Annotated in this window: 7 protein-coding genes and 1 pseudogene; 1 reads left to right on the top strand and 7 read right to left on the bottom strand. The window is 72.8% G+C overall.

Features of this window, described 5'->3' with window-relative positions; genetic code table 11:
- Window positions 1-171 precede the first annotated feature (171 nt).
- The 5 genes and pseudogenes from ACFP3U_RS36130 to ACFP3U_RS36110 form a co-directional block, all read right to left on the bottom strand.
- Window positions 172-3,177, bottom strand: coding sequence for a hypothetical protein (locus ACFP3U_RS36130; protein ID WP_380230013.1), 3,006 nt, complete (start codon window positions 3,175-3,177; stop codon window positions 172-174).
- A complete protein-coding gene (locus tag ACFP3U_RS36125; RefSeq protein WP_380230012.1) occupies window positions 3,177-5,084 on the bottom strand; it encodes an HSP90 family protein in 1,908 nt (635 codons plus the stop codon). Before ACFP3U_RS36125 ends, ACFP3U_RS36130 begins: the two co-directional genes overlap by 1 nt.
- A gap of 85 nt (window positions 5,085-5,169) precedes the next feature.
- Window positions 5,170-6,189: a hypothetical protein gene (locus tag ACFP3U_RS36120; RefSeq protein ID WP_380230011.1), complete on the bottom strand. Its 1,020-nt coding sequence runs from the start codon at window positions 6,187-6,189 to the stop codon at window positions 5,170-5,172.
- A 228-nt stretch (window positions 6,190-6,417) separates the two neighbouring features.
- Complete coding sequence (locus ACFP3U_RS36115) at window positions 6,418-7,299, bottom strand: geranyl diphosphate 2-C-methyltransferase (protein WP_380230010.1); 882 nt, start codon at window positions 7,297-7,299, stop codon at window positions 6,418-6,420.
- Window positions 7,300-7,314: 15 nt separating this feature from the next.
- A pseudogene (locus tag ACFP3U_RS36110) lies at window positions 7,315-8,391 on the bottom strand (family 2 encapsulin nanocompartment cargo protein terpene cyclase); the annotation flags it as partial.
- An 838-nt stretch (window positions 8,392-9,229) separates the two neighbouring features.
- Between ACFP3U_RS36110 and ACFP3U_RS36105 the strand changes: the two are divergent.
- Window positions 9,230-11,710, top strand: coding sequence for a SpoIIE family protein phosphatase (locus ACFP3U_RS36105; protein ID WP_380230014.1), 2,481 nt, complete (start codon window positions 9,230-9,232; stop codon window positions 11,708-11,710).
- Here ACFP3U_RS36105 and ACFP3U_RS36100 read toward each other — a convergent pair.
- A complete protein-coding gene (locus ACFP3U_RS36100; protein WP_380230009.1) occupies window positions 11,667-12,389 on the bottom strand; it encodes a DUF5995 family protein in 723 nt (240 codons plus the stop codon). The two genes, ACFP3U_RS36105 and ACFP3U_RS36100, sit on opposite strands and share 44 nt — an antisense overlap.
- A 342-nt stretch (window positions 12,390-12,731) precedes the next feature.
- Window positions 12,732-14,180 (bottom strand): glyceraldehyde-3-phosphate dehydrogenase, encoded by a 1,449-nt coding sequence (locus tag ACFP3U_RS36095; protein WP_380230008.1) that lies wholly within the window; start codon window positions 14,178-14,180, stop codon window positions 12,732-12,734.
- Window positions 14,181-14,397: the final 217 nt, after the last annotated feature.

Here is a 14,397-nt window from a genome sequence, read left to right as displayed (position 1 = left end):
CTTGGACGCCCTCTGCCCTTTGGCGGGCCGGAACTTCGGATCTACTCGTCTAGGGGCCAACAGGGGCGTCCGGGGCGCCGACGGGCCGGAGGGTCCCGGCCGCCGCGCGACGGGCGCGTGAACGGTGACGGCGGGGCGGGCCCACGAGCCCGCCCCGCCGTCACGCGCCCGTCAGTCCGCGAGGCGCTCCCGCAGGTCGGCGAGGATCCCCGCCGCCTCCTCCAAGCCGTACCGGCGGCACCGCTCGACGGCGGCGGCGAGCCGTTCCCGGGCCTCCGCCCGGCGGCCGAGGTCGGTGCCCTCGATCAGCGCGGCCAGCCGGACGGCCTCGGCGCGCGGGGTCTCGGCCTGCTCCCCGCCCGCCTCGTACGCGGAGATCGTCCGCTCGGCCTCGGCCAGCGCCTCCTCGTACCGGTCCGCCACCGCGTAGACGCGGGCCCGCTCGTAGTGGACGGCGGCGCGCGGGTACCAGGTCTCGACCCCGGGCTCGGTGCGCTCCGTCCGCTCCCGCACGGCGTCCGCCTCGGCCAGCCGAGCGAGCGCCGACTCCAGCCCGTCCGGACCCTCGTGCTGCACCGTGAGCCGGGCGAACTGCCGCAGCATCCCGGCGACCGGCGCGGCCTGCGGCCACTGCTCGTGCGCGGCGAGCGCCCGGGCCCGGGCGGCGTGCGCGGCCTCCCAGCGGTCGGCGAGGGCGAGCGCGACGGCCGCCTCCGCGGCGACCATGGTGCGCAGGTGGAGGTCCTCGGTCCAGTCCTCCAGGACGGTGGCCAGCCGCAGGTACTCCTCGGCGGCGTCCCGGTACTCGTCCAGCGTGTACAGGCCGCGCGCGAGGTCGAGCCGGGCCTGGGCGAGCAACCGGTCGTCCAGCCGCCCGGCGGCGGTGTCGGCCAGCACCGACTCCAGGACGGCCACCGCGTCGGCGGGCCGGTCGGCGGCGCTCAGCAGGTCGGCGAGCTGCAGCCTGGTCCGCGCCGCGTCCCCGGCGGCCTCCGGGCCCTTGCGGTCGAACCGGCCGGCCGCCTCGGAGAGCGCCCGGATCGCGGCGCCGGTGTCCCCGAGCTGGGCGCTGGCGTGCCCGGCCATCAGATAGGTGGCGGCGAACGGGTAGGAGTCGTCGGCCCAGCGGGCCGCCGCCGCCAGGGCGCGGTGGAGCACCTCCACGGCCTCGGCCTGCTCCCCGCTCTGCAGCAGCGCCTGCCCCAGCAGACCGTACGCCCGCGGGGTGTGCCAGGGCTGCTCGGCCTGCTCCAACTCGGCGATGACGGACCGCAGTTCCTCGACCGCCTCGGCGCTCCTGCCCTGCCGGGCGGCGATGTCGGCGGCGTACTGGCGGGCCACCGAGAGCCGGCGCACGGAGCCGCGCGCGGCGGCGGCCTCGCGGTAGGCGGTGACCGCGGCGGCGAAGCGCGCGGCCTGCTCGGCGGGCGGCTGCTCGGGCGGTTCGGGCAGCACCCGGGCGAGTTCGTGGTGCGCGGCGTAGGCGCGGCACTGGAGGACGACCAGGTGGTCGTCGTCCGTGAGGGCCGGGCCGCCGGGCGCGGCGGCCAGCTCCTCGGCCCGGGCCAGCGCGGCGTCCAGGGCCACCCAGTCGACGACCGGCCCGGTCGTCGACTGAGCCTGGTCCTCGTCCCCGACCTGCTCCTCGTCCTCGTCCCGGACGAGCTCGGCGACCAGCGCGCGGGTCCGGGTCGCCAGCGCGCGTCCGGCCAGCCCCTCCCGCTCGAAGAGGTCCCCGGCGGCCAGCAGCTCGGCGGCGCCCTCCTCCCAGGCGCCCCGGTCGAGCGCCGCATGCGCCCGCCGCTCCGCGAGTTCGGCGCGCAGCCGCCCGAGCGACCCCACCCCGGCCCCGAACGGATCGGCCCCGTCGGCGGCGGCCCCGTCGGCGGCGGCCCCGTCGTCGGCGGAGAGCCGCTCGTCGATCCGCCGCCAGAGCCGCTCCGCGTCGGGGTGCCCGAGCAGGTGCAGCTCACGGGCGCGGAGCACCAGCGCCGCGAAGTCCTCCGGTTCCGGCTCGGTCTCCCGGGCCGGCACCGCCGGGACGACCGGCACCGCGGCCAGTTCCGGCGCCGCCGCGGCCCGCACGCCGAGCGCGAGCGGCTCGGCGAGCAGCGGCCGGCGGGCGAGCCGGTCACGGCGGCGGGCGCTCACCGCGTCGGTGCCGTTGCGGGCGTCGAAGCGGGCGGCGAGGGCGTCGGCCTCGGTGCGCAGGTGGGCCAGCAGGGTGTCGACGGTCCAGCTCGCGCCGGGCGGGCCGCTGACGGTGAGTGCGCCGTGGCCGGCCCGGGCGAGGCCGGAGATCAGCACCTCGACGCCGGTGAGGAAGTCCAGCCGGCTGATCGGGTCGCCGGTGACCCCGAAGAGGTCCCGGTTCTCGGCGAGGATCTCCAGGCCGCGCGGCTCGTTGCCGGACAGCGCGCAGAACTCGATGTGCTGGCCCACCGAACGCGCCAGCCCGCTCTTGCCCCGGGCGAACCGGTAGCCGACCAGGTGGCTGGAGCGGGCCTCGTCCAGCCGGCCCTGGCGCAGCAGCGGCAGCAGTGCCTGGGCGTGGCTGACGAAGGGCTCCTCGGCGCAGCTGCTCTCGCCGCTCAGCACCGGCCGCCAGACCTCCAGGGCGGCCGCGTCGTCGCCCTGGCGGACGAGGTAGCCGGCCCGGGCGCGGACCTCGCAGGCGTGGCAGTCGCTCAGCTCGGTGCGGGGCCGCGCGACCCACAGCTCGTAGGCGTCCTGGGCGGACTCGCCGATGTGCGCGGCGAGGTGGAAGCGCTGGGCGTAGTACGGCTGGAGGCCGTGCCCGGCGGCGCGGTAGCGGTTGCGCATCTCCTCCTGCCAGCGGCGGACCGCGGCGAGCGGCACGTCGGGGGTGCCGAGCAGCGAGGTGGCGACCCACTTGAAGCGCCAGAACACCTGCTGCCGCGCCCACTCGCCGAAGTCGTCCGGGTCGGTGTCCCAGAGCTTGAGGACGCGGGCGAACACGACCGGGGCCTTGCTCCGCTCGCCGTCGTACTCGTAGGCCTCCATGAGTTCGAGGAGCGCCATGGAGCGGAGCGCGGTGTCGTCGAACTGCTCGGCGGCGTCGACGAGTTCCTCGGCGGTGACGGTCCGCTGCCGGCCGTAGGGGCGGGCGTCGTTGTCGCGCAGCGCGGCCATCACCGCGTCGACGGAGTCCAGCATCACGCCTCCTCCCGCGGGTCCCGCGAGCCCGGCGCGCCAGGAGTGCCAGGAGTGCCGGCAGCGCCCCCGGCGGCCTCGTGGCCGAGCATCGCGTGGTCGAGCAGGCTGATGAACGAGCGGTTGAGCAGCGCGCTCTCGCTGGAGGTGAGCGGCCGGCGGGTGAGCAGCACGGCCTGCCCGTAGAGGGTCTCGACGGCGGTGACGGCGAGTTCGCGGTCGCCGATCGAGGCCGCCCGGCGGACCAGCGGGTTGAGGTGGTTGAGCACGAGCTGGGCGCGGGGCGCCTCGGCGCGCAGCGAGCCGAGGATGTCGGCCCACAACCCGTCGGCCTCCTCGGCGAGTTGGGCGCGGCTCCGCTCGTGCCTGGCCTCCCGGTTGTCGAGCAGCAGGGCGGGCGCGCTGGTCGGGTGGAAGCTGCGCAGGGCGACGTCGCAGTCGAACCGGCCGACCACCTCGCGGGCGACGGCGAGGAAGGCCGAGGCGGCGAGTTCGGCGGCCGGGTCGACGGTGTCCAGGTGCGCGGTGACGGTGCTGGGGTCGAGATCGGCGACGGAGGTGCCGGGCCGGATCTCGGGCAGCCGGTGCACGAGGTCGCGGTCGTAGGTGTAGCCGCCGTTGACGACGCCGAGCCCGGCGGCGCCGGCGATCGGGGCGACCTGGCGGAACTCCTCGACGGTGCGGGTGACCAGCACCACCGGGTGGGTGCGGGCGAACTCGTCCAGCGTGACGTTGCCGTCGGTGGTCTCGAACGGCAGCCAGGGCAGCAGCATCCGCAGCAACTCGTCGTCGTAGCGGGCGAGTTCCTTGACGGCCAGGTGGTGCACCGAGATGAACCGGTGGAGCAGCGCCGGGTCGCTGGCGGACAGGCCGGTGAGCCAGTCGCGGATCCGGGCGCCGAGCGCGTCGCGGACGGCGGCGAGCGTCTCGTCGGCGTACAGGCCCTCGCGGGAGGCGGTGGGCCGCAGGCCGTCGGTGTCGACCACGCAGCGGACGAAGAACGCCCAGTCGGGGAGGAGTTCGTCGGCGTGGTCGGAGAGCAGCATGCCCTTGAGGTGCACCCGGTGGCCGGCCCGGCGGGACGGCGGGACGGCGTCGGGCAGCACGTAGGCGACGCCGCGCAGGCCGACCAGGGGCAGGTCCAGCTCGATGGTGTCGAGCGGGGTGAAGTCGAAGGTCGAGCGGCAGTACGCGGCCAGCGCCTCACGGCGGGCCAGCGGGGAGCCCTGCCGGTCGGCCCACGGCGGGGTGTGGTTGACCCGGGTCGACTCGCCGCGGCCGTCGACCACGGTGACCTCGTGGCGCAGCAGGCTGCCGAACTCGCGGGCCAGGGAGAGCACCCGGTCGGCGCGGGTCCACTCGGCGGCGTCGGCGCGCGGCGCGAGCCGGACGGTGGTGCCGGGCTCGGGCTTGGCCTCGGCGGGCAGGGTGCGGATGGTGTAGCGGCCGTCCGAGCCGCCGCGCCACTCGATGACCGGCGCGTCGGGGGCGGCGGCGGAGCGGGTGACGACGGTGATCTCGTCGGCGACCACGAAGCAGGCCAGCAGGCCGATGCCGAACTGGCCGATGAAGTCGCCGCGGGCGCGGGCGAGTCCGGCACCGTCGAGGCCGCCGTCGGCGTCGCGCTTGGAGCTGCGGCCGATGGTGGCGAGGAAGGTGTGGACGTCCTGCTCGGTCAGGCCGATGCCGGTGTCGGTGACGGTGAGCCCGTGGTCGGCGCGGACGGTGATCGAGGCGGGCGCGGACGGGTCGAGGGCCTGCCGGGCCGATATCGCGTCGACCGCGTTCTGCAGGAGCTCGCGCAGGTAGACCCGGGGGCTGGAGTAGAGGTGGTGGGAGAGCAGGTCGACCAGGCCGCGCAGGTCGACCTGGAAGGTGTGCGCGCTCGTCGGGTTCTCGGATGGGGACACCGGTGGCTCTTTCGATCGCAAGGGGTGTGTCGGGCTTCGGGAAGGCGGCGCATCGCGCGGACGGGGCCGGACGGGACCGGCGCGCCTAGCGTGGCACGCAGCGGTCGCGGTGGGCGCGGTAGTTCTCGGCCTCGTCGCCGCCCAGGTAGGACCAGGGCCTGTCGGTGACGACGTCGTCGAGGGTGGCGAACACGGCGTGGGCGAGTTCGCGCTCGTCGGCGAGCGAGAGGACCATCGCGAAGGCGTTGTGGGCGGCCCGCCAGTCGCGCCGGCGCCGGTAGGCCGGGTGCAGCACGGACCGCAGCGCGGCCTCGCGGAGCCCGGCGCGGACGGCGGGGCCGGTCAGGTAGGCGTGGTCCTCGCCGTCCGGCAGGTCGAGCCAGTGCTCCAGGTGCGCGAGGGCGACGATCTCGCCGAGCGGGCTGCCCTCGGGGGCGCCGAGCATCGCCTTGCGGGCGAAGGCGTGCATCTCCTCGTGCGAGCCGCCCCACTTGGCGCAGAGCTGCTGGAGCCGCTGCTGGTGGGAGGCGAGGTGGTCGGGGGCGCGGCGCAGCGCGGCCTCGAAGCGGGCGGTGGCGACGGTCCGGCCGAGCGAGGCGCCGCGCGCGCCGATCTGCAGGAAGAACCAGGGCGCGAGCCAGGACGGCTCGCGTTCGGCCGCCTCCAGCAGCTGCTCCTCGGCGAGGTCGAGCCGCTCGTGGAAGAGGCTCCACTGCTCCTCGGTGACGTGCTGGGCGCGCTGACCGGTGCGGGCCTCCCAGGCCCAGGCGATGTGCCGGGCGCCGGAGAGCAGCAGCGCGAGGGTGTCCTCGGGCCGCTCGGCGACGGTCGTGGCCAGCCAGCGCTCGGTGCCCTCGACGGAGGTGATCCGGTGGAGCAGCCAGGTCAGCTCGGCCTGGTCGGGGACGGCGGCGAGGGCGGGGCCGAGCGCGGTCCAGTCGCCGGCGTCGGCGAGGGCGCGCAACCGGCGCAGCTCCTCGTCGCCGTGCGAGAGGTCGAGTACGGGGGTGAGGCCGCGCGGTGCCTTCCGTCCGGGCCCGCGGCTCCGACGGCCGGCCGGGCCCGACGGGGCGTCCTCGCCTGATCGTCGTCGGAAAAAGGACATCGTGCGGCCCCCCTGAGACCTCGTCGACCGGGACGGTCAGCGCTTTCGTTCGGGTGGCCTCGCAGCGGCCACTCGGATGCCCTGCATATCACGCGCCTCCGACATCCCGTCGACCAGCCCTGTCCCGGGCGCCCGCACAAACGGATCCAGCCGTGCCCCACCACCCAACGGACCCGGCCCCGCCGCCGAGCGGTGGGGCCGGGTCCTGCGCCGTGCGGTGCCGCGGGGTCAGACCCGGTCGGCGGCGATCAGCAGGTACTGGAAGGAGCCGTCCTTGTAGGAGTTGATGAACGCCTCCTCGATGCCGGTCACCAGGGACGGCACGGTGGCGCGCAGCTCCCAGTACGGCAGGGTGGCGGCGGTGAGGTCGATGACCGCGTTCGGCACCAGGCGGTTGTCGGCCATCGCCTTGAAGTACTCGCGGCGGGAGTGGATGTTGCACTCGAAGTGGGCGTTGATCTGGGAGACCCACTTCGAGGGCTGGCCGTAGGTCGGGTTCCAGCAGCCGGTGATGGTGACGTACCGGCCGCCGACCGAGAGGATCCGGGAGTGCTCGCCGAGCAGGTCCTCCAGGTCGACGTACATGCTGGACTCGTTGTTCCAGGAGGCCCGGACGCTGCCGTTGTCGAACGGCATGTCCAGCATGTTGCGGACCTGGGCGCGCACCGAATCGTCGATGCCGAGCTCCTTGGCCCGGCGGTTGCCGAACTCGGCCTGCTTGGCCGACAGGGTCACGCCCTCGACCTTGCAACCGAAGCGCTGGTGGGCCATCACCATCGAGCCGCCGCGGCCACAGCCCGCGTCGACCAGGGTGTGCTCGGGGCGGATGTCACCGAGGTTGTCCAGCAGCACGTCGGTCTGCGCGGACTCCAGCCGGTGCAGCTCGGCGACGAGCTTCTTCTCGCGCTCGCTGTCGTCCGGGGAGCCCAGCGCGGCCTGGTCCACCTCGCCGATGCCGTAGTGGTGGTGGTAGAGACCGTCGACATCGCCGAGGCGCAGGTTCACCGGCCGTGCCTCATGGTCCCAGTAACGGGCGATGTCGCCCTGGTACGGGGTGGCCGGCCCGGGGACGGCGGTGCGGTTGACGGGGGTGGTGTCGGTGACGGACACGGTTCAGCTCCTTGGTTACCAGAAGTCGGGCAGGCTGTAGCGGTACGTGTTGGTCTGATGCCAGTTGTGGTTGCCGTCGACCCACGCGGCGACCCCACGCAGGAAGCGCACCACCACCGGGACGGGGCAGGCGGCGGCCAGCGCGGCGGCCTCCGCCTCGAAGGCGTGCATGAGTTCGTTGTGCACCTCGACGGCCTTCAGATAGCCGTCGCGGTCACTGAGGCCCTCGCGCTCGGAGATCACCACCGGCAGGTTCAGGTGCGTCCCCGGGCTCGACAGCTCCTTGGTGTACGAGTACAGGTCGTTCACGATGGTGGTGGCGTTCGAGGCGAGCGCGATGACCCGCTGCATGGCGGGGCGGGCGTGCAGGTCGGCGGGCAGCTCGTAGCCGCCGACGGTGTCCGTGATGGTCGGGCAGGGACGGAAGTTGTTGAACTGCCGCATCGACAGGTACTCCCACACCTGCGGCACGTGGTCCTCCTGGGCCCAGGCGCCCTCGGCGAGGTACCCGAGGTGCAGGCGCGCCATGTCGTGCCGGAACCGGTCCGACTGCGAGGCGGTGGCGGCCCGCTCGAAGTACTCCATCGCCGAGCGGTAGGCGCGCCGGGGCGCGTCCGAGGCCAGGGACTCCGCCCACGAGCCCTGGTACTCGCCGGTGGTGTGCACCGGGTCGAGCGCGGTGTGGGCGAGCAGCAGCCGGCTGCCCAGGCCGATCGGCGAACCGCCGTGGTCCTCGCAGTAGTAGTCGTCGACGGCGTTCTCGGCGACCATCAGCCGGGTGGCGATCATGACGTGGTCGACGCTGGGCGCGTCGGGATGGCAGCCGACCATGTAGCGGCTCACCGAGAAGCCGTCGAACTCGTCCTCGTAGTCCGGCGGGAAGAGCTCCACCTCCTCGGCCCACAGCTTGATCCGGCGGCTCACCTCCGCCACCCGCTCCGCGTCCGGCTCCGCCACCGGGTGGAAGTACAGCCCCGGGATCGGGTCGCCGCTCTTCGGCTTGCCCGACGCCGCCTCTCCCACGCCGTCGGGCACCGGCACCTCATGACGTGGCGTCAGACTCAGTCCGGAGGTGCCGAGTCCGCTCGGTCCGCGGAGGAGCTGCTCCAGCGTGCTCCCGCTCATGACCGCACCGCCGCACTGCGTCCGGGGCGCGGGTGCTGCGACCTCTGCGGTGCCTCGCTGCGCGGTGTCTCGCCGCTCGTGGCCACGGGCATGGGAGAACCTTCCTCTGTGAAGGGGACACGTCCTGACGGGCCGTCGCCTCGTCCCGAAAGGGGGATCTCCGCATGCGGCGGCGCCCCCTCTCGCTTGTTGCCCAACCGTAGGCGGGGCGGAACGATCTGAACCGCTTCGCATGATCCTGTGCACTCGAAAGGGTGAACGTTCACACGTGTTGCGTTTGAAACAGCGCATCCCATGATCGGTTCGGACCGGCACCATCGACGACCCGGCCACCGGGGCCGGCGGGGCCGGATCGGGCACTGCGACCGCCCCCTCGCCACACACGTGCGGCGCCGCCACCCGGCAGCGGGCCTCTGGCGCGGTCTTCTATGATGGAATAGGCAAAAATCAGGACGATTAGTGACAGGTACATGCCCAGGAATCGCCGCGATCCGCCGGTCGGGCGTCGGGTTCGTACCGCGCGACCGGCCCTACGAGGGGCTCGTCCCGGACCGGTCGCCTGTCCCTGGAGTCCATCGCCGGCCTCGCCCCCGCCCTCGGTTTCACGCGGGAGAACCTCCTCACCCTCGCGCGGGTGTCGTCGTTCCGGATCCAGGCGATCTACGGCGGCATCGTCCTGGTCGCGCTGCTGGTCACCGGGCTCGCCACCGGCGAAGCACAGGAGCAGGTCCTGTCCGGGCGGACCCCGATCCGTCTGGCGGGCACGCGACCCGAGGCATCACAATGGGGTCAGGAGTGGATTGTCATGCGCCTTGAGCCAGCTGTGGGCGGGCCGACCGCGAGGTCCGCCGACGGGGATGCCACGCCGAGCGGAGAGCACCGGCCGTTCGACATGGCGAACACCGCGACAGCAGTGATCGACGCGGCGGGCACCGTCATGGGTTGGACCGCGTCCGCAGCGGAGTTTCTCGGCTATTCCCCCGCCGAGGTGGTCAACCACTCCGCCGCACCGCTGCTGGCGACACCGGAGGACGTGTCACGGGCGCCGGGCGTCTCCGAGCAGTGCCGGACGGGGAACGGCTGGGGCGGCCTGGTCGCGCTCAGGCACCGTGACGGCCGGCGGATCGAGGTCGGCCTGCGGGTCTCGTCGATGTTCGACCTGAACGGGCAGGACTGCGTGCTCGTCTCCGCGGTCGACCTCGCGCAGACGCCGTCCTGGGCGGTGAACGGCTCGGTACTCGAAGGCTTCCTGACCCGTTCGCCGATCGGCATGGCGGTGCTCAGTCCGGATCTGCGGTACGTCTGGATGAACGACACCCTGGAACGCTACGGCGGGATCCCCCGCGACCAGCGGCTCGGACACCGGATGAAGGAGTCGCTGCCCGGCCTGAACACCGAGGCGCTCGAGGCGCAGATGCACAAGGTGCTGGCGACGGGCGAACCGGTGATCGACTACGAGTACCAGGGCTGGACCTGGGCGGATCCGCACCGGCAGCACTCGTACTCGACCTCGTTCTTCAGGCTCACCGACCGGGACGGCACCGTGCTCGGCGTGTGCTACATGGGCATGGACGTCACCGACCGGTGGAAGGCGCGGGAGCGTCTGGCCCTGCTCGACGAGGCCGGTGCGAAGATCGGAAGCACCCTGGACATCATGCGCACCGCCCAGGAACTGGCCGACTTCGCCGTGCCGCGCCTCGCCGACTTCACCACCGTCGACCTGCTGGACTCGGTCCTGAACGGTGACGATCCGGCTCCGGGTCCGCTCCCTTCCCGGCCCGCGATGCGGCGCGCCGGGCTGCGGTCGGTCCGCGAGGGCGCCCCCGAGGCGGTCGCCGCGCTCGGCGAACCGGTCAACGTCGTGCCGCCCCACGACGGCAACTACCTGATCGAGGGCGAGGCCTTCCTGGCCCCGTCCCTGGATCCGTCCGACAGCATGTGGGCGATCGAGCACCCGGACAGAGCGGCGAAGATCCGCGAGTTCGGGTTCCACTCACTCATGACCGTGCCGCTGCGAGCGCGCGGTGTCGTCCTCGGTGTGGCCACCTTCGCCCGGTCGCTGAACCCGGCCCCCTTCGAGCCCGACGACCTCCTCCTCGCCGAGGAGCTCGGGGCCCGGGCCGCGGTGTACGTGGACAACGCCCGCCGCTACACCCGCGAGCACGCCGCGTCCCTCACGCTTCAGCGCAGCCTGCTCCCCCACACGCTCAACGGCGGTACGGCCCTGGAGGTGGCATCCCGCTACCTCCCGGCGGACGGGCGGGACGGCGTGGGCGGCGACTGGTTCGACGTGATCCCGCTGTCCGGCGCCCGGGTCGCCCTGGTCGTCGGCGACGTGGTCGGGCACGGCATCAACGCCGCGGCGACGATGGGGCGGCTGCGCACCGCCGTGCACACCCTCGCCGACATGGATCTGCACCCGGCCGAGCTGCTGGCCCGCCTCGACGACCTGGTGATCCGCCTCACGGAGGAGGAATCGGACGACGAAGCCGTCGCCCCGGCCGTCCTGGGCGCCACCTGCCTGTACGCCGTCTACGATCCGGTCACCCGGCGGTGCACCATGGCCAGGGCCGGTCACCCCCCGCCCGCGGTGGTCGCGACCGACGGCACCGTCACCTTCCTCGACCTGCCCGCCGGTCCGCCGCTCGGTCTCGGAGGACTGCCCTTCGAGGCCGCCGAACTGGAACTGCCCGAGGGAAGCCTGATCGCGCTCTACACCGACGGGCTCGTCGAGGCGTTCGACCACGACATCGACGAGGGGCTGACCCGTCTGAGCACCGCCCTGGCCCAGCCGGACCTGCCGCTGGACGCCCTGTGCGGGGCGGTGGTCGACACCGTGCTGACCGGCCCGCCGCCCGACGACGTCGCCCTGCTGATCGCCCGCACGCGTGCCCTGGACGCCCATCAGGTCGCCTCGTGGGAGGTGCCGTCCGATCCGGCCGTCGTCGCGAACACCCGGTCCCTGGCCCTCCAACAGCTCGCCCGATGGGGCCTGGACGACCTGGCGATGACCACGGAACTCATCGTCAGCGAACTGGTCACCAACGCCATCCGCTACGGCGGCGGTCCGATCCGGCTGCGTCTGATCCGGCACGCCGTCCTGGTCTGCGAGGTGTCCGACGCCAGCAGCACCTCACCGCGGCTGCGCCACGCCCGCGCCACCGACGAGGGCGGCCGCGGCCTGTTCCTGGTCGCCCAACTCACCCGCCGCTGGGGCCACCGCTACACCACCGACGGCAAGCTCATCTGGGCGGAACAGGACCTTCCGGCCCCCACCCCGGCGTGACCAGCAGCCGCCCGGCCAGCGCCGTGCCGGCCGTGACGGCGGCGATCGTGGCGTCGAACAGCGGCCGGATGTTGCGCTGGTGCCAGAGCGACAGGGTGGCGGCCCAGGCGGCCTCCCGGGCCCGGGCGGTCGAGAAGCCCGCCACCAGGTACCGCAGCGGTTCGGCCGACCCGGCGGCCTCGGCGATCCGCGTCTCGAAGGCGGCCCGCTCCTCCGCCTCGGCCTGCACCATCAGCTCGCCGACCAGGAGGTAGTCCTCGTGCACCGGCGGGGTGTCGGGCGTGGAGCGGCGTTCGATGCAGGTCTCGACGACGGCGAGCGGCAGGTCGTGGCAGAGGTGGGCGTTGGTCCCGGCGAAGGCGAACTGCACCGGCCACACCCTCCGGTCGCCCCGCGCGTCGACCAGCGGCTGCCAGGCCTCGCCGACCGGCCGACCGGCGTCGGCGGCGTCCACCACGTCGAAGTACTGGTTGGCGAGCAGGACCCCGAGCCGCTCGACGAACGCCGGGTCCTGCACCTCGCCGGCCGCGACCCGCCGCTCCACCAGCGCGGCCACCCGCAGGTGCATCCGGTTGAAGCAGGCGATCCCGTCCGCCGGGTCCAGCCGCGCCCCGATCGCCCTCATCCGCTCGACGACCTCGTCGACGCTCTGCGCGGGCCTGGCATGTGACTGAGCCATGGGGCGGTCCTTCCGTCGCGGTTCTCCGGCTGCCACCTATACACACCGCCACCGCCCCCGATCCGCCGCCCCGGTGCACGCCCCACCACCGTCACCCGATCCGACGAGTCCTCCGCCCGCGCCGGGACCGTCCTCCTCCGGCCGGAGTCGTAGAAGGGAAAGAGATGTCGGACAGTCATATGGCCCACACAGCCGCGTTTCTGACAGCTACACAGCCACAGCACCCGCATTGGTAGAGACCAATGGCAACACCAAAGGGGTGGCAGTCGAGCCCAAGGCTCGACTGGCACCCCCATACAGCTTCGTCCGCCGGCGGCGGCTCGGCTCAGCGCATCCGACGGATCAGATCGCCGGGACCGGGTAGGTCGGGTACTCGACGCCCGAGACGTGCTGGACGACCCGGATGACCTGGCAGGAGTAACCGAACTCGTTGTCGTACCACAGGTAGAGGATGGCGTTGTCGCCCTCGACCTTGGTGGCGCCGGCGTCGACGATCGACGCGTGGCGCGAGCCGATGAAGTCGTTCGACACCGCGTCGGGGGCGGTGGTGAAGTCGATCTGGCGCTTCAGCGAGGAGGTCAGCGAGACGTTGCGGAGGTAGTCGAGGACCTCCTCGCGGTCGGTCTCGCGGGACAGCTGGAGGTTCAGGATCGCGATCGAGACGTCCGGCACCGGCACGCGGATCGAGCTGCCGGTGATCTTCGCCTTGAGGTCCGGCAGCGCCTTCGCGACGGCCGAGGCGGCACCGGTCTCGGTGATCACCATGTTCAGCGGTGCCGAGCGGCCACGACGGTCGGCCTTGTGGTAGTTGTCCAGCAGGTTCTGGTCGTTGGTGAACGAGTGGACGGTCTCCACGTGGCCGCGGAGCACGCCGAACTCGTCGTCCATCGCCTTCAGCGGCGGAACGATCGCGTTGGTGGTGCAGGAGGCGCAGGAGAGGATCTGCTCGTCCGGCTTGATGGTGTCGTGGTTGACGCCGTGCACGATGTTGGGCACGTCGCCCTTGCCCGGGGCGGTCAGGACGACCTTCTCGACGCCCGGACGGAGGTGCTTCGACAGCCCCTCGCGGTCCCGCCACTTGCCCGTGTTGTCGATGAGGATGGCGTCCCGGATGCCGTACGCCGTGTAGTCGACCTCGGACGGGTCGTTGGCGTAGATCACCTTGATCGCGGTGCCGTTGGCGACGATCGTGCTGTTCGCCTCGTCGACCGTGATGGTGCCCTGGAACTGCCCGTGGATGGAGTCACGGCGAAGCAGCGAGGCGCGCTTCACGATGTCCTGGTCGCCGCCACCACGGACCACGATGGCCCGCAGGCGCAGACCGTTGCCGGAGCCGGCCTTCTCGATCAGCAGACGGGCGACCAGGCGGCCGATGCGGCCGAAGCCGTAGAGGACGACGTCGCGGGGCGACTCACGGCGCTCGAACTTGTTGGCACCGGTGGCGCCGGCGACGGCCTCGGCGGTGAACTGCTCCACCGAGAGGCCGCGGCTGTCGGCACGGTAGGTGGCGGCGAGCATGCCGAGGTCGATCTGGGAAGGACCGAGATCCAGGGTGGTCAGCGCCTGCAGGAAGGGCAGCGTCTCGGTGACCGAGAGCTCCTCACCGGCGATCTGGCGGGCGAATCGGTGGGTCTTCAGGATGCTGACCACCGACTTGTTCACCAGGGAACGGCTGTACAGCAGGACGGTGACGTCCCGCTCCCGGTGCAGTCGGCCGATGATGGGGATCATCGATTCCGCGATCTCCTCGCGGTTCTTCCAGTCCGTGAACACGTCGTCGTTGACAGTCACAAGTCCATCTTTCGAGCTAGGGAGGGTGCTCACATGCTAACTGCGCCCCACCCCGCCGATCGAAACAGGTCCCCCCTGGCCCGCATGACAAGAATCACAGCGATCACGCCGGCAGCGCCCGGACCAGCCGAAACGGCACAAAACAAAAAACCCCCGCCGGAAATCCGGCGGGGGTTCTTTGGAATGATTGTTCGGCGGCGTCCTACTCTCCCACAGG

This window comes from Kitasatospora misakiensis, assembly GCF_042656005.1.
Taxonomy (GTDB): Bacteria; Actinomycetota; Actinomycetes; order Streptomycetales; family Streptomycetaceae; genus Kitasatospora; species Kitasatospora misakiensis.
Note: the sequence above shows the minus strand (reverse complement) of the source record. Positions and strands in the feature narration are given on the sequence as shown.